This is a genomic window from Streptomyces sp. NPDC054932 (genome assembly GCF_053610205.1).
Map to the genome: position 1 here is coordinate 15466 of NZ_JBSGXU010000023.1, position 16433 is coordinate 31898.

Annotated in this window: 11 protein-coding genes; 7 read left to right on the top strand and 4 right to left on the bottom strand. The window is 71.6% G+C overall.

Going from position 1 to position 16433, the window contains the following annotated elements; genetic code table 11:
* Positions 1–25: 25 nt before the first annotated feature.
* Positions 26–1921, bottom strand: coding sequence for a transglycosylase domain-containing protein (locus ACWGE1_RS09480; protein WP_453419940.1), 1896 nt, complete (start codon positions 1919–1921; stop codon positions 26–28).
* A gap of 489 nt (positions 1922–2410) precedes the next feature.
* On the opposite strand from ACWGE1_RS09480, the gene ACWGE1_RS09485 reads away from it, so the two are divergent.
* On the top strand, positions 2411–3550 hold the full coding sequence (locus ACWGE1_RS09485) for an amidase domain-containing protein (RefSeq protein ID WP_453419941.1): 1140 nt from the start codon (positions 2411–2413) through the stop codon (positions 3548–3550).
* A gap of 154 nt (positions 3551–3704) precedes the next feature.
* Here the strand turns inward: ACWGE1_RS09485 and ACWGE1_RS09490 are convergent, their stop codons facing one another.
* Positions 3705–4748 (bottom strand): protein kinase family protein, encoded by a 1044-nt coding sequence (locus tag ACWGE1_RS09490; RefSeq protein WP_453419980.1) that lies wholly within the window; start codon positions 4746–4748, stop codon positions 3705–3707.
* 224 nt (positions 4749–4972) lie between these two features.
* Between ACWGE1_RS09490 and ACWGE1_RS09495 the strand changes: the two genes are divergently transcribed.
* The 6 genes from ACWGE1_RS09495 to ACWGE1_RS09520 all read left to right on the top strand — a co-directional run bounded on the left by ACWGE1_RS09495 (position 4973) and on the right by ACWGE1_RS09520 (position 14128).
* Positions 4973–6070 (top strand): MerR family transcriptional regulator, encoded by a 1098-nt coding sequence (locus tag ACWGE1_RS09495; protein ID WP_453419981.1) that lies wholly within the window; start codon positions 4973–4975, stop codon positions 6068–6070.
* Between the two features lie 105 nt (positions 6071–6175).
* Entirely contained in the window at positions 6176–6664 is a 489-nt protein-coding gene (locus tag ACWGE1_RS09500) for a hypothetical protein (RefSeq protein WP_453419942.1), read from the top strand.
* 199 nt (positions 6665–6863) lie between these two features.
* A complete protein-coding gene (locus ACWGE1_RS09505) occupies positions 6864–7841 on the top strand; it encodes a hypothetical protein (protein WP_453419943.1) in 978 nt (325 codons plus the stop codon).
* A gap of 214 nt (positions 7842–8055) precedes the next feature.
* Positions 8056–9918: an HSP90 family protein gene (locus ACWGE1_RS09510; RefSeq protein WP_453419944.1), complete on the top strand. Its 1863-nt coding sequence runs from the start codon at positions 8056–8058 to the stop codon at positions 9916–9918.
* Positions 9919–12876 carry a hypothetical protein gene (locus ACWGE1_RS09515; protein WP_453419945.1) on the top strand — a complete coding sequence of 986 codons (2958 nt, stop codon included), beginning with the start codon at positions 9919–9921 and terminating at the stop codon, positions 12874–12876.
* A gap of 121 nt (positions 12877–12997) precedes the next feature.
* A complete protein-coding gene (locus ACWGE1_RS09520) occupies positions 12998–14128 on the top strand; it encodes a PP2C family protein-serine/threonine phosphatase (protein WP_453419946.1) in 1131 nt (376 codons plus the stop codon).
* Positions 14129–14168: 40 nt separating this feature from the next.
* Here the strand turns inward: ACWGE1_RS09520 and ACWGE1_RS09525 are convergent, their stop codons facing one another.
* Positions 14169–15785, bottom strand: a complete 1617-nt coding sequence (locus ACWGE1_RS09525; RefSeq protein WP_453419947.1) for an alpha/beta fold hydrolase — start codon at positions 15783–15785, stop codon at positions 14169–14171.
* A gap of 12 nt (positions 15786–15797) precedes the next feature.
* Positions 15798–16352: an alpha/beta hydrolase gene (locus ACWGE1_RS09530; RefSeq protein WP_453419948.1), complete on the bottom strand. Its 555-nt coding sequence runs from the start codon at positions 16350–16352 to the stop codon at positions 15798–15800.
* Positions 16353–16433: the final 81 nt, after the last annotated feature.

The window sequence follows — 16433 nt, forward strand, 5'->3', positions numbered from 1 at the left end:
GCGGCGTGCCGCCCGGCAGCCCGGCCTACTTCACCGCCTTGATGTAGTCACCCCACAGGCGCACCGCCCGCTCGCTGCCGAGCGTGGCCGGGGCGTCGCCCCCCAGCCCCGTGAGCGGCAGCGGAACCAGGTCGGTGAGCGACATCCGGTAGACGACGACCGCCGTGGACTCGGCCTCGGTGCTGGCCACGAACCAGCCCGCCGTGTTCGCGGCGGTCGTCCCGGTCTTGCCCGCCGTACCGGGGTGTGCCTTGCCCACCGTCTTCGCCGACCCCTCCGTGACGGCGTCCTGCAGGGCGTCCGTCACCGCGCGAGCGGTCTTGTCCGTCATGGCCCGGGTCGGCTTCGGTGCGTCGATCGGCACGGCGGTGCCGTTGCGGGTGACCGAGCGCACCGAATACGGGTCGGTGTGCATGCCGCCGGCGGCGAAGGTCTGGTAGGCGCCGGCCATCCGGATCGCGCTGGGCGTCGAGTTCTCCCCGAGGGCGAATGTGGGGATCCGTGGGCCGAGGCTCGATTGGAGCAGCCCCGAGCGCTGGGCGAAGGCCTCCACCCGGTCGAGGCCGACGTCGAGGCCGAGCTGGAGCATGGGGGTGTTGACGGAGTTGGCCACGGCCTGGCGCAGGGTCACCGGGCCCCAGTTGCGGCCTCCGTCGTTGCGCCCCTTCACCACCTTGCCGCTGCGGTCCCAGTACGGTCCCTCGGGTGTCTGCACGGTGACCTGGTCGTTGCCGTCGTAGGTGCTGGAGGGGGAAACCGGCGTACGGTCCTTGCCGCGCGTGCGCAGCACCCCTTCGTCGAGCGCGGCGGCGTAGGCGATGGGCGTGAAGGCCGTACCGACCGGGATCGTCGTCGCGTTCGACTCGTTGAAGCCCTGCTTCAGGTAGTCGGGGCCTCCGTACACGGCGAGCAGCCGCCCGTCGGGGGCGATGCTCGCCGCGCCGATCTTGGCGTGCTTGTCGGTGTCGGGACGCCGTTCGGCGTCGAAGCCCTTCTTGGCCTCCTGGACGGCGGCGGTCAGCGCGGTCATCCGTTCCCGGTCGAAGGTCGTGTAGATCTGGTAGCCGCCGAGGTCGAACTCGGACTCCTCGATGTGGCCGGACTTGACCGCGTAGGCCTTGGCCATCTCGACCAGGTAGCCGGTCTGCGCGCCGGGTATGCCGACGAGCGACGAGGCCGAGGGCTCGGGGAACGTCGTGTAGGTGGCGCGCTCGGCGCGCGAGAGCCGGCCGGTCTCGACCATGCGGTCCAGGATCCACTTCCAGCGTTCGACGGCCCGCTCGTGGTTCTCCTTGCCGAGAGTGGGGTCGTAGAGGGCCGCACCCTTGAGGAGGGAGGCCAGGAAGGCGCCCTCGCTGGGATTGAGCTGCGAGACGTCCTTGCCGTAGTAGGCCTGCGACGCACGCTGGATGCCGTAGGTACCGCGCCCGAACCAGCTGGTGTTGAGGTAGTCCTCAAGGATCTGGTCCTTGCTCTTCTGATTGTCCATCTTCAGGGCGAGCATGAGCTCGGTGAATTTCCGGGAGAGGGTGCGGTCCTGGTTCAGGTAGGCGTTCTTCACGTACTGCTGCGTGATGGTGGACCCGCCCTGGGTCTCTCCCCCCGTCGCTGCGGCGCCCACCGCGCGCAGAACTCCGGACGGCGAGACTCCGGGGTCCGAGTAGAAGCTCGAGTTCTCGGCCGCGAGCACGGCTCCCTGAACCTTGGCGGGCACCTTGTCCAGCGGCATCTCCTGGCGGCTGACCCAGCCGGTCCGGGCCATCGTGGAGCCGTCGGCCCAGTAGTAGACGTTGTCCTGCTGCTTGGCGAACGAGTTGAGGTCGTCGGGTATTTCGGTTGTTGCGTACGCGATCGAGACGAAGCCCACCAGACCCAGGAACGCGCACACGCAGATGCCCAGCCAATGGCGCCACGAGGGCATCCACCGGCGCCAGCCGGTGCGGCCCGGCCGCGGGAACTCGGGGCGCAGGCGCCGTAGTTGCGTTCGCGCCGCGGCGAAGGCCGACGCGAGTGCGTCGAGCCGGGTGGAACGCGCCCGGGGCTTGGCTCGCGACCCCGACCTTCCCCGGCGGCCCGGGACGGCTCCGCCGCTGCCCTCCGAGGCCGCCCGCGCATCCTGAGATAGCCCCCTACCAGCCATATCCTTCCCGCCCACTCCGAATGCCCCCCTCTGCTGTGCTTTCCCGCACACCCTAAATGCACTTGCTGTGAGGCAGGGACCGGTGGTGGGCGGGATCACTCACTGCATCCCGGGGACGACCACCGGTGATCAAACGGAGGCAAGTCGGCGACGCATGGGGCTACTCCGGTCAGGCAGCCGTCGCCGAAGCGGAACGTGACGAAACAGTCGTGTAGTTGTGCGAAGATTCCGTCCCCGGTTCGTGTGAACCGGGCGATAAGGGGAAACAGAGTGATACCTAAGAGGTTCAGGCCCGCCGCCATCGCGGCCCTGACCGTGGCCCTGGTGTCCGGAAGCATGCTCGCGTACTCCGCGACCGCGGCTTCCGGACCCCGCGACGCCGACCGCGCCACCGCCGACACCTTCGCCCGCCTGGCCGACGACGTGCTCTCCCAGCGCACGCAGGCCCTGGTCGAGGATCAGACGGGGCGTCACGGCTCCGGCCAGGGCGGCCAGAAGGCCCGCATGTCGGCCCAGCTGAAGAAGGACGAGGACGCCGCCCTCGAGTCGCTGCGCTCCCGCAAGACGCGACTGGCGGAGCTCGGTGAGGCCTACACGAACGCCGACACCCGCGTCGTCGTGGACCGGGCCACGGTCACCGGCGGCAAGGCCGTCGTCCAGGTCACGGAGCAGACCACGCTCACGTACAAGAAGCTCCGCGGGGACGAGCCGGCGACGACCGACATCGGGACGCGCTACCAACTGACCTTCACCAGCAAGCGGGGAGGTACCTGGGAGCTGACCTCGATCACGTCCCAGGACAACGGCCCCGTCGCGGTCAACGAGCCCGTGGCGGCTAAGACGAACGTCGTCAAGGACGACGGGAACCAGTACCCGGACGGCACTCCCGCATCCACGAAGTACCCCGCGACTCCGAAGCCCAAGGCGAAGACGGGTGGAGCCTACAACTACGCCGCGATGGCGAAGTACGCGGAGAAGTACTGGAGCAACTACAACCCGGCGTACCGGAAGTACAACGGGGCGGGGGGTGACTGCACCAACTTCATCAGCCAGGCGTTGAAGGCGGGCGGCTGGAAGCCCGTTCCGGGCTCCACGTCGGACTACCGGAACTGGTGGTACGACGGCAAGCGCCAGTCCGACTCCTGGATCGGCGTGAACGAGTGGGCCTGGTTCACGCTGTCCAACCAGCGGGCCGCCAACCTGGCCAACGTCTACCAGGCGGACGTGGGAGACATCCTCCAGGTGGACTTCAACCGGGACGGGTCCAAGGACCACTCCATGATGGTGACCTACCGCAGCAGTGCCGGGATGCCGTACCTGACGTACCACTCCACCAACACGTACCGTAAGTCGCTCGCGAGCATCATCGCGTCCTACCCGAACGCGAACTACTACGCGTACCGCACCTGACGGGTGCCCTTCCGGTTCTCCTGCCGCGGAACCTCCGCGGCAGGAGAACACCTGCGCCGACGGGGACCACGGCCGGCACGCAGTCCCGCGCGCGTACAACGCCACCTTCGGACGGGGCGACGGGTTCTGAGTGCCGAGCACGTGAAACCGATCCTCAGGCTCCGGTGGCCCGGTCGAGCTCGGCGGCGGGAAACGGCGTCCGCTTGCTCCCGGAGAGCAGCCGATGGTGGAACCCGTCCAGAACGACAGCGGCCCGTGCATGTCGTTCGAAGATCGCCGCGATCTCGGGCGGAACGCCGTCGGGCCTTCGGCCTGCGATCCACTCCCGAAGGAACGCGTCCGGGTCCGTCCCGCCCCGGAAGCGGTCGACGAGGTGATGGCGGATCAGATGGCTCGCGGTGTAGTGGCGGTCGTAGGCGAGATGCTCCGAGAGGAACCGCTCCTCGGCCGCCGAGAGCTCGAAACCCGAGCTGAGGGCCAGCCCGAAGTCCGCGAAGTAGATCAGCCGGCCGTCGGTCAGGAGGTTGCGGAAGTGGGCATCGAAGTGCACGAGCCCGCGCGAGCTCATGAACGCCGTACCCTGCGCCAGGGCATCCTCCACCCACGAGTGGGGAAAGCCGCCGCCGGGCGGCGCTGTGCTCTCCCGATGCTCGTACAGCCACGTACCGAGTGTCTGCGGCACGTGCTCCAGGAAGAGCACCAGGCTCCAGGAGGACCGGCCGATGGCCTCGAGCCGCTCGCGTACGGCCGGCGAGTCCTCCCAGTGCGCCACCGCTCCGTCGATGCCCCCGAACTCGTCCATGAAGTCCTCGGGAGGGGAGTCCGGCAGGACGCGCCAGTGGTACATCAGCGGAAAGCCTTCGTATTCCCTCCCCAGGACCCAGTGGGTGGTCATGGTGTGGACAGCCAGTTCCCGCCAGGCGCCGAATCCGGCCGAGCCCACTCCGTACTGGTAGAACATCGGCAGGCCGAAGAGGTTCGCCGTCGACCGGACGTTCTCCGGCCGGGTCTCGACGTCCGTCAACGGCACTCTCTTGACGAAGATCCGCGTCCCGTCGAAGTCCAGTTCCGCGGACCTGCCGCCGATGCCGGACCCGGCCGCGGAGGCGGACGCCACGACATCACCGAGCCGCCTGTCGCTCAGCAGGGACAGGCGGATCGCCACGCTCCCGTAGGCGGCGAGCCGCGCGGAATGCATGGAATCGAGGTGGCGCACCGACGGCTCCTCAGCGCCCCGGACCGGGGCTTCAGTGATCGCACAAACGCAATCGACTCTATCCGCCGGGATCAACCCGCTCTCGTGCATGCTCCCTTCGGGCGGGAGGGCCGCGAAGGGTCTGCCGTGCGCTCACCCTGGGGAACCGTCTTGACCCTCACGTGGCGTCAGGCTGCACAGTCGGTGCCGTGGAGAATCACTGGACCGTGGGACGCGTGGCCGAGCTGGCCGGCGTGAGCGTCCGCACGCTGCATCACTACGACGGGATCGGACTCGTTCGGCCATCGGCACGGACCCCGGCCGGGTACCGGGCCTATTCGGCGGGCGACGTTGAGCGATTGCGGGAGGTGCTGGCCTATCGGCGACTGGGTTTCGGGCTGCGGGAGGTCGCGGAGCTGGTCGGCGACCCCTCCACCGACGCGGTCGCGCACCTGCGCCGACTGCGCGGTCTGCTGCTGGAGCGGCGTGATCGCGCCGACGCCATGATGGCGGCCATCGACAGGGAGCTGGAGACGCGGGCGAAGGGACTGAAGGTGACACCGGAGGAGCAAATGGAAATGCTCGGCGCACGGTTGTACGACGCGATCGGCGGCGCCTACACGGCGACACGGAGCACCGAACCGCGGATCGCCGCGCAGATCCGGGAGGCGCTCGGGGACGCGCAGACGGTGCTGAACGTCGGGGCCGGCACCGGCTCCTACGAGCCCACCGACCGCGACGTGACCGCGGTGGAGCCATCGGCGGTCATGCGGGCACAGCGGCCTGCCGGCTCGGCGCCGTGCGTGGCGGCCGCCGCGGAGCGCCTGCCGTTCGAGGACCGCTCCTTCGACGTCGCGATGGCCGTCTCCACCGTTCACCACTGGGGTGACCCGATGGCGGGACTGCGCGAGATGCGGCGCGTGGCCCGCCGCGTGGTGGTGCTCACGTTCGACACCGACGAGCCCGGCTGGCAGGACCGGTTCTGGCTGACCCGCGACTACCTGCCCGAGTTCGCCGACGTCCTCGCGGGCTTTCCCTCGCTCGCCGGCATGGCCGATGCGATCGGCGCCCGCGCCGAGCCGGTGCCCGTCCCGTGGGACTGCGCCGACGGCCTGTTCGAGGCGTACTGGCGCCGGCCGGGGGCGTATCTGGAGAATCGGGTGCGACGTGCGATGTCGGTGTGGACGAGGGTCGGGCCGGAGGCCGAGGAGCGGGCGGTACGAAGCCTTGGCGACGACCTCGAATCCGGCCGGTGGGCCGAGCGCAACGGCGACCTCGCCGACCTCGACGCGGCAGATCTCGGCCTCCGCCTGCTCATCGCCTGAACCGTGCCGCAGCCCGGCTTCGGGGATCGCGCACCGCCGACGGTACGCGGCGCACCGAATCCGGCAGGACCACGAAGTGCTCACATGGACAATCGGAGAAACGACATGGATCTGCTCCTGGCACCGCCGACCGCTGCCGGGCCCGTACACCTGGGAAGTCCGTACGAGGAGGCCCTGACCGCCGTCCGGCCCTGGGGCGAGCCGCGGGTGATCGGCCCCACCGCCAGGCGGGCCCGTCGGCTCATGGGCGACTTCGACGGGGTCGGCTACACGGTCTTCTTCGACGCACAGGACCACGCGACGGCCGTGGAGATGTGGTGGCCCGGTGAGGGTCGGCAGAGCGCCACGCGTGTCCTCCTGGGCGGGCACGACGTCTTCACGACCCCCGCCAGCGCCGTCCTCGCGGAGCTGCGCGGGCGCGGGTGGACCGTGGACGCCGAGGACCCGGAGGACGTCGTCGTGCCGGGCGTCTCGCTGGGCCTCACCCGCCGGACCTCCCAGGAAGTACCGCGCGACGGACAGGGCCTGCCGGTCTCCTTCACCTCGGTCCTCGTCGCGGGCGAGAGCTACTACGACTTCCGCCGCGCGCAGTAGAACAGTGGAGAAGACAGACCCGCTGCGGAGTCCCCGTCCGCGATCCCCCGCGCCGCCCCCCTCGGTGACCTGGGCTTTCCCCCTTCGCGGGCCCGCACCGGGAAACGGGTGTGCGATTGTCGGTCGGGCGTGATAGTCACTACCTTCACGGGAGGTGATCAACGCTCTCCCCGTTCGAACGCATCAAGGGGTGGGGGGCATGACATTGCTCCGTCAATGGGGAGACACGCTGGGGAAATGGGCCGGCAGGCCCGTTGCTCGCGTGGAGGAGGACTCGGGCGATCCCGACGTCCGGCGCGTGCGTGAGGCTGCCGCCGCCGCGGACTGGAACGCCGTGCGTGACGTGCTCGAAGCACGTCCGGAGAGTGACGACCGGACCAAGCTGCTGTGGGCCGTCGGCGACACCTCGGGGGTGGAGCGCTGGATCGACGGAGTCCTCGAAGCGGAGCCGGAGAGCGCCCTGCCCCGCCTCGTGGCGGGCATCCGCCACATCAGCTGGGGCTGGGACGCCCGGACCGGCGCCCGGGCGAAGGACGTCTCGCGCAAGCAGTTCGAGGTCTTCCACGCGCGCCTGCGCACTGCCGAGCAGCGGCTGTACGAGGCGGCGGAGCGCGAGCCGCAGTGGACCTCGCCCTGGTACGGACTCCAGGTCACCGGCCGCGGCCTGGAGGTCGGGCAGGATGTCGCGCGACGCCGCTTCGAGGCCACGGTGCGCCGTGACCCGCAGCATCTGGGGGCGCACCAGCAGCAGTTGCAGCAGGTGTGCGAAAAATGGGGCGGGTCGCACGAGGAGATGCACGCCTTCGCCCGGTCGTCCGCGCTCGGTGCTCCCGCCGGCACGCAGCTCGGCCAGCTGGTGGCCATCGCGCACCTCGAACACTGGCTCTCCCTCGACTCCGGTCCGGACGACGCCTACATGCGCCGCCCCGAGGTCACGGCCTCCTTGCGGGAAGCCGCCGAGCACTCGTTCCGGCACCCGGACTTCGCCCGCCGACGGGACTGGATCCAGGTCCTCAACGCCTTCGCCATGGCGTTCTCGCTGGCCGGGGACCGTGACGGCGCACGGGAGTGCTTCCGTGCCACCGAGGGCCGCGTCACGAAGTTCCCCTGGTACTACCTGAACGGCTCCAACCCCGCCGCCGCCTACCGACGGCAGCGCTCCGCGGCCGGGCGCTGACCCCGCCCGCGAGTCCGGCTACCTGGCCCGGCCGGAGCGCGGAGCCGGAGAACCCGCCGTCCGACGGGCCGCTTCCGCACGCTCCGCGCACCCGGGCCACCGATCGGGCGCGCCGCCCCCGGCCCGCCGCGCCCGCACCCGCCCTCCTTCCGCTCACACCCGCCCGCCTGCGCCGCCCCCCGACGCCCGCGCGCCCACCGAAAGGCTCCGCCAGGTGCCCAACTCAGAGGCTGCACATACCTTCCAGGTCGACCTGCGCGGCTTGGTCGACCTGCTGTCCCACCATCTCTACTCCAGCCCCCGCGTCTACCTGCGTGAGCTGCTGCAGAACGCCGTCGACGCGATCACCGCCCGGCAGGCCGTCGCTCCCGGCTCGCCCGCCACCATCACGGTGCGCACCGGCGACACCCTCACCGTCACGGACACCGGCATCGGTCTCACCGAGGCCGACGTCCACCGGTTCCTCGCCACCATCGGCCGCAGCTCCAAGCGGACCTCCGACGGATCCCTGGACGGCTCCGGCCTCGACGCCGCCCGCGGCGACTTCATCGGCCAGTTCGGCATCGGACTGCTCGCCTGCTTCGTTGTCGCCGACGAGATCACCGTGCTCAGCCGCTCCGCGGCCGACCCGGCGGCGCCCGCCGTCGAATGGCGGGGCCACTCCGACGGCCGCTACACCATCCGGACCCTGCCCGCTTCGGCCGTGCCCGAGCCGGGCACCACCGTCCGCCTGACCCCGCGCGCCGAGACCGCCGAGTGGACCGCCCCGCAGCAGGTCGTCTCCCTGGCCCGCCACTACGGCGGACTGCTGCGCCACGAGGTCACCGTCGTCGGACCCCGCGGGGAGACCCACCAGGTCAACGAAGCGCCCCCGTGGGAGCAGACCCATCGCTCCCCGCTGGCGCGGCGCGAGGCGATGACCGCCTACTGCCGGAGCCTGTTCGACTTCACTCCACTCGACTCCATCGAGCTCGACCTGCCGGCCGCCGGGCTGCGCGGCGTCGCCTACGTCCTGCCCACGGCCGTGAGCCCGGCTCAGCGCGCCGGCCATCGCGTGCACCTCAAGGGCATGCTCCTGACGGACCAGGCTCCCGAACTGCTCCCGGAGTGGGCGTTCTTCGTACGCTGTGTCGTCGACACGACCAGCCTGCGGCCGACCGCCTCCCGGGAGGCCCTGTACGAGGACGGAACCCTGTCCGCCGTACGGGACGCCCTCGGCGACCGGATCCGCGACTGGCTCACCGGGCTCGCCGCCAGCGACCCCTCCCTGCTGCACCGGTTCATCGACACCCATCACCTCGCCGTCAAGGCCCTCGCCCGCTACGACGACGAGCTGCTGCGCATCGTCCTGCCGTGGCTTCCGTTCGAGACCACCGACGGCAACGTCACGCTGGAGGAGTTCGCGCGGACGCACCCGACCCTGCTGGTCACCCGCAGCGTCGAGGAGTTCCGCCAGGTCGCCCCCATCGCCTCGGCCGCCGGGCTGGGCGTCATCAACGGCGGCTACACCTACGACCGCGACCTCGTGCACCGCCTGCCGGAGATCCGGCCCGGCACGACCGTCACCGACCTCGACCCGGCCACCGTCACCGCCCACCTCGACGCCGTCGACCCGTCCGCCGAACTGCGTGCGGCCGCCTTCCTCGCCGTCGCCCGCGAGACGATCGGCGTCCACGACTGCGACGTCGTCCTGCGCGACTTCCAGCCCGTCTCCGCCCCCGCGCTGTTGCTCGACAACCGGGAGGCGCGCCACGAGCGGACCAGGTCGAACCTCGCCGCCGACAGCGACGGCCTGTGGGCCGACATCCTCGGCTCGCTGCGCCACGAGACCCCGCGTGCCCAGCTGGTGCTGAACCACCTCAACCCGCTGGTCCGCCAGGCGATCACGATCGACGAGCGCGGACTCGCCGTCACGACCGCGGAAGCGCTCTACGGCCAGGCCCTGCTCCTGAGCCGCCGTCCCCTGCGGGCGAGCGAGAGCGCCCTGCTCAACCGGGCCTTCATCGGCCTGCTCACCCACGCCATGCACCACACCGGCACGGCGGCACCCGGCTCCGAGCCCCGGAAGGAACTGTAGATGCTGGACACCCCCGAGGCCGTGGTCGAAGCCCTCCGCGAGAACAACGAGCGCCCCCACGGCCTGCAGCGCACCGTCACCGCCGAGGAACTCGTCCTGGCCGCCGAGGTCTTCGACGAGCCCGATGTCCTCGTCACCGCTCTGCTGGAGCTGATGGCGGCGTACGAGTTCACCGGCGAGCACCGCAAGTCGCCCGTGGTCTTCGCCCGTGTCCTCAAGCTCTGGGACACCTCCCCCGCATCCTTCAGCCAGTGGGAGGCCCACCAGGTCTTCTGGCGCTTCAAGTGGGTGACGACCTCCCTGCTGCAGGTGCCCGAAGTGCCGCTGGCCGCCGTCCGGGGGTGGATCGACCAGATGCGCACCCGCTACACCGCTGCCGACCACGGCATGCAGCCCGTCGCGGCGATGGGCTACCACCTCGCGCGCCACACGGGCGAGGAGCTTGCCGGTGCCTACGACCTCTGGGCCACTCGCCCCCGCACCGAGCTGAGCGACTGCGAGGCCTGCGAGATCCGGCACTTCGCCGAGCACGCGGTGGCCGCGGGTGACGACGCCGGGGCGCTGGAGACCTGGCAGCCGGTCCTCGGCGGGTCCATGGGCTGCAGCGAGGAACCGCAGATGAGCCAGGCGCGCGCCCTCCTTCCCCTGCTGCGTGCCGGCCGCGCCGACGAGGCCCGTTCCCACCACCTGACCGGCTACCGCCGGGTGCGGGGCAACACCGGCATGCAGGACGAGGTCGGCTTCCACCTGGAATTCTGCGGTCTCTCCCGCAACGAGGGACGGGGGCTGGAGATCCTCGCCGAGAACCGCTCGTTGTTCGAGGCGACCGGTGCCCCTCTGGCCCGGCTCGGCTTCCTCACCGGCGCCGAGGTGCTGCTCGCCCGCCTGACCGAGGACGGGCACGCCGACACGGCCGTCGCCGGCCCGCCCGGACGCAACTGGACCGCCGGCGACCTCCTCGCCCACGTCCGCGCCGAGGCGGACCGGCTCACCGCCGCGTTCGACACGCGCAACGCCACCACCGCCGTGGGGGACCGGCGCCAAGCACGCCTCGCGCAGCGCCCGCTGCTCACCGAGCCGCTGCCGCTCGGACTGCGCACCTCCCTCACCCGGCCCTCCGCGGCGCAGGCCGCCCCCGGTGAGGCCCCCGGTGAGGCCCCCGCCGGCGCGGCCCCCGCCGGGACGGAGATCCCCCAGGACTTCGTGACCCTGGTGCGCGAGGCACGCCGCCTGGCCGCCGCCGGGCACCCCGGGGAGCACCGGCTCTGGAGCCGCGTCGAGGAGCGCCTGGCCGACGGCAGCGCCGCGCACGACGACGCACTCGGCCCCGAGGAACTCCTCCGGGCGGAGATCGCCGACCAGCGCGCGTACCGCCTCGCGAGGAAGGACCTCGAGGCGGAGAGCGCCGCCGAGCTGGAGCGGGCCGGCGAGCTGTACGAGGGCCTGGGCATGCCCTGGCACGCCCTCTCCGCACGCAGCCGGAGCCTGGCGTGGCGGAGCACCTCCGACGAAGCCGACCGGGACGCGATCCGCTCCGCCCTCGACGGGACCCTGGCCGAGGCGGCGCTCCTGACGACGCAGGCCCCGTGGACGCAGGGACGGGACGCCGAGGGGCATGCGGAGCGCGAGTTGGAGTACCTGACCGTGCTGTACTCCGCGGCGTTCGCCGCCTACCAGGAGGCGGTACGGGAGCTGCCGGAGGCCGTCGGGCCCGCCGCGGAGCGGTTCGCGGAACGTGCCGGGACGCTGCGGACGGAGGCGGAGCGCCTGTCCGTACCCCACCATGTGGCCAACGCGCTGCAGTTCACCGCCGACCTGGCGGCCCGCAGCGGTGACACCGCGCGCGCCGAGGACGGCCTGCTGGCGGCTCTGGCGGCCGTGGACGCCTCCGGACGGCCCTGGCGCGGGTCTCGCCCGCGCGCTCTCCTCGCCCAGCTGATGCTCGGCAGGGGCGAGCCGGCCCGGGCGGTGGAACTCCTGCACCAGGCCCTCGCCGATGCGGCCCGGTACGACGACACGGACTTCGCGGTGGCTCCCACGTACGCCCTGCTCGGCCACGCGGCCTCCCACCTGGACGACGTGAACGGCGCCGTCCGCCACTTCTCGGAGGCGGCCGCGCGCTTCGATCAGGACGGCTCCCACGACGAGGCCACCGACGTACGGATGCAGCTCGCCGACGTCCTGGCGCGCAGCGGTCGGCAGGCCGACGCGGTGGCCGTCCTGGAATCCGTGCTGTCCGGTGAGAACGCGGCCGCGGGCGACGAACGAGCCCTCGCGCAAGCGCGCCTGACCCTGGCGCGCGGCCTGCGGGAGCTCGGGGAGTACCTGCCGGCGGCCGAGGAGTTCCTGCAGCTCGCGGACATCGTCGCCGCGTGGGAGGACGACGGACAGGTCCTCACCCTGGTGGCGGCGGAAGCGGCCACCGCGCTGGCGATGGCCGACCGCTGGGACGCGGCCGCGACGGCGTACGAGCGCGCCGTCGCCGCCCACGCCGACGCCCCGAACCCGTCTCTGATCATCCACATGATGTGCGAGTTCGCCCGTCTCATCATGCTCGCCCGGGAGGCCGACGGCTTGGACGCGGCCCTGGAGCACCTCACCCGGGCCGACGCGGTCTGCGCCGCCGTGCCCGAGGACGCCGAGGACTTCGCCCCCTGGTACGGCCGCGGCACCGTGCACTACCGCCGCGCCCGCGTCCTGGCGGAGGCCGAACGGTTCGAGCAGGCCCTCGCCGAGGCCGAGGCGTCCATCGCCGCCCACGGGGAGGGCGGTGAGCACGGTGAGGTCCCGCGGGCCGAAGCGGTCCGGATCGCGGCCCTGATCGAGGGCAACGGCCTCGCCCGCTTCCAGGAGGCGATCGCGCGCCTGAGGACAGCCGCTGCGCGCTGCCGCAAAGCCGACCTCGAGGAGGCCGCCCACATCCTCGACGCCCTCCGCCGGGACTACCAGAAGCGGTAGCCCGCGCGCACGGCGGTGCCCTGCCGGAACGACGTTCCGGCAGGGCACCTGCGGCTCCGGCCGCGACTACTGAGAGTGAGCGGCGGGGCCCGCCACAACCCTCAGATCTTTTTGCCCCGATATGATGCTTTCTGTGATCAGGCCAAGACGGTCGGGGCGCCGTCGCCCTCTCCACGGACGCCGGTGGGACGCAGCCCTGCTGTCGCCGGTGATCGTCACCGTCCTGATCACCGCCCTGGCGTTCTCCACGCCGAGGGAGATCGCCTTCAGCCGCCTCCTGCCCGCCGCACCCGCCCTCGCGGCCGCGATGTGGCCCGTCATCCCCACGATCCTGCTGGGCACCTTCTGCCTGATGGTGATGATCGGTCTGAGCTTCGCCTACACCGACCTGGGCACGCCCTACACGGCGGCCGCGATCACCGCGGTCACCCTGGCGGCCGCCTACGCGAGCCATGTACGGCTCCAGCGCGAGAAGACGCTCCTGCACGTCCGGCTCGTCGCCGACGCGGCCCAGAAGGTGCTCCTGCGCCCGCTGCCGCGCCGCATCGACGACGTCGAGATCGAGTCGCTGTATCTGGCTGCCCAGGAGCAGGCCCGGATCGGCGGGGACTTCTACGAGGCGGTCGCCACGCCGTTCGGGGTCCGGCTGCTCATCGGCGACGTGCGGGGCAAGGGCCTGTCCGCGGTGGGGGCGGCGTCAGCGGTGATCAACAGCTTCAGGGAGGCCGTGTACGACGAGCCCGACCTGAGGGGCGTCGTCCAGCGCCTGGAGGCCAGCATCTCCCGCCACAGCGCCGCGTTCCCCGGTCTGGACCTGCCGGAACGCTTCGCGACGGCCATTCTCGCCGAGGTCCCGCACGGCGGTGGCCTCGTCCGGATTCTCAACTGCGGGCATCCCCCTCCCCTGCTCGTGCGCCACGGCAAGATGCTCGTCGTGGAGCCCACCGCCCCCTCTCCGCCCCTCAACCTCGCCTCGCTCATCGGCGACCACTACTGCGTCGACACCCTCGTCTTCGCTCCGGGCGACCAGCTGCTGCTCTACACGGACGGTGTCACGGAGACCAGGGACCGCGACGGCGACTTCTTCCCGCTGCCGGAGTGGATGCGGGAGCAGAGCCCGACCCCGCCGCGCGAACTGCTCGACCGGCTTCACCAGGCCCTGCTCCACTACAGCGGCGGAAACCTCGACGACGACATCGCCATCCTTGCCGTGCGGTGCTCGAGCACCCGGGTCGGGGAGCAGCCCGCGTAGGCGGCGGTGCACGCGGTGCGAGAGCCGGCGGTGAGGGGTTTCAGGGCGCGATCTCGAACTCGGGCGGCTGAAGGGACTTCAGGCATTCGGTCTTCGGCGCGGCCGGGTCGTCGAAGAACGAGACGGTGATCTCCTGGGCGCACTTCGACGTCGCGAACACCACGTGCGGCTCGTAGGGGACCGTGACGACCTTGGCCCGGCTCAGCGTGCGGGCGACGTACGGCCCGTTGTCCGCCCCGGTCTGGGAGTCGAAGCCGCCCGACAGGGCGAGGGTGGGAATGTCACTGCGCGTGACGTCCCGGATCGAGCGCGGCGCCGCGGGGACGTTCCAGACGTCGCAGTCCGGACGGAGGAAGGTGAGCTGCGGCGCCTGGGCCTGCACCGAGCGGGGGAAGGACGGGAACGTCTCCTGTCCGGCCCGGAGTGCCTCCTCCTGGCTCTCGTACGGCGTCCACTCGCTGCAGAAGACGCCGTAGACGAGCCCGTGCGCGACCCTTCCGATCGCCTGGGGGCTGAGCTTGCCGCTCGCCCACTGCTGGGCGATCCGCTGCGGCTTGCCGTGCGCCAGCTCGTCGAGGGCGGCGGGCACCTGGGGCGCCACATGGGTGGCGGAGGTCATCCAGTTCACCAGGGCGCCGCCGTCCAGCACGACCTTCACCGGCTTGTCGCTGCCCGGCAGGGTGACGGTGGTGGTGACCGGATTGGCTTCGAGCTCACGGACGAGCCGCTCGAAGGTGGCCGACAGGTTCGGATAGCGCTTGTTGCAGGCCGGCTGCTCCGCGCAGGCCTTGAACAGGCCGTCGAAGCCCTGCCGGGCGCTGCTCCAGGTCGCGGCCGACCCGGACCTGGACGGCGGCAGTATGCCGTCGATGCCCACCGAGCGGAGTCCCTCGGGGTGCAGGCGCATGTAGGCCAGCGCCAGGTGGGTGCCGTAGGAGATGCCGTACAGGTTCCACTTCTCGATGCCCAGCGCGGTGCGCAGGTCCTCGTAGTCGGCGGCGCTCTCGGTGTCGTTGTAGGCGCTGAGGTCGACCCCGCTGTCCGCCAGCTTGTCGCGGCATGCCTTCGTGGCCTCGACGTGCAGGCGCTCGGTGGACGGAGCGTCGTAGACGAGACCGACGGAGCGTGCGTTGAACTCGTCGATGTTGGGGCAGAGGACGTTCGGGTCGGCCGAGTAGGTACCGCGCTGGGACATGAAGATCACGTCACGGTCGCGGTTCAGGCCGCCGTCGATCGCCATCTTCGCCTCGCCGACGGCGTCGTCCCCGGGGCCGCCCGCGAGCCACACGATGGGGTCGGGTTTCGGCTTGTCGGACGCGGCGGGCACGATCGCGACCCCGAGTTCGATCGTTCGACCGCTCGGTTCGGCGCGGTTCTCGGGCACGGTGAGCGTTCCGCAGCGGGCCCCTTCGAGCGCCTCGATCGGTTCCGGTGTCTTCGGGCAGGGGCCCGGTTCGTAGGTGGCGTCGCCCACCGTCCGGGCGACCGTGCCGATCGGCGCTGCGGGGGTGGGGTCGGTGCCGGTACCGGTGCGGGACTGCGACTGGGCGGGCGCTGCGAGCAGGCCGGCGACGAGGAGGCCGGTCGCGAGGCCGGCCGCCGTGGCCGGGAGTCGTCGTGCGGTACGGGGGCGACGGGGCACGCGGGCGAAAGTCATCTGCCCTCCCGGTCATCGGGGGATGATCGTGAACGGTTTGGGCTCCAGGCCGTCCACGCAAGCGGTGTCGGGTGCGGTCGGAAGGGCGAGGAACGAGGTCGGCACGCGTTGCGCGCACGGCGACTGCGGGACCACCCAGTGGCCGATTCCGGGGATCTGCACGGCGGTCGAGCCGGACAGGTCGCGGACCACGTCCCGCGCCCGGCCGGCCCCGGTCTTCGCGTCGAACGTGCCGGAGACGACGAGCGCCGGTACCGGGCCGACCGTGGCCACCCGCTGGACGGCCGCGCGGTCCGGGACGTTCCAGGTCCGGCACACCGGGTACTGGAAGGGCAGTTGCGGCACTTGGCCCAGGACCGTGTCCGGCCAGCCGGGGAAGGTCTTGCGCCCCGCGTTCAGCACGTCGGATTTCGGACAGGGGCCGGGGACGAACCGGGACGCGGCTGCCGGGCCGGGCCCGGCGGACCGGGAGGCCACTGCCGCGAAGCCGCCGGGCGCGGGACCGAATGCCGTCGGACAGGCCGGAGCGGCCACGGCGGTCACCGCGCGGATGCTGTGCTTTGGCATGGACTTCGTTCCTCTGCCGACATCGGCGGCGAGCCTGCCGGGCCTGGCCGGGCCGCAGCGGTTGGGGGCGGAACGCTCGTT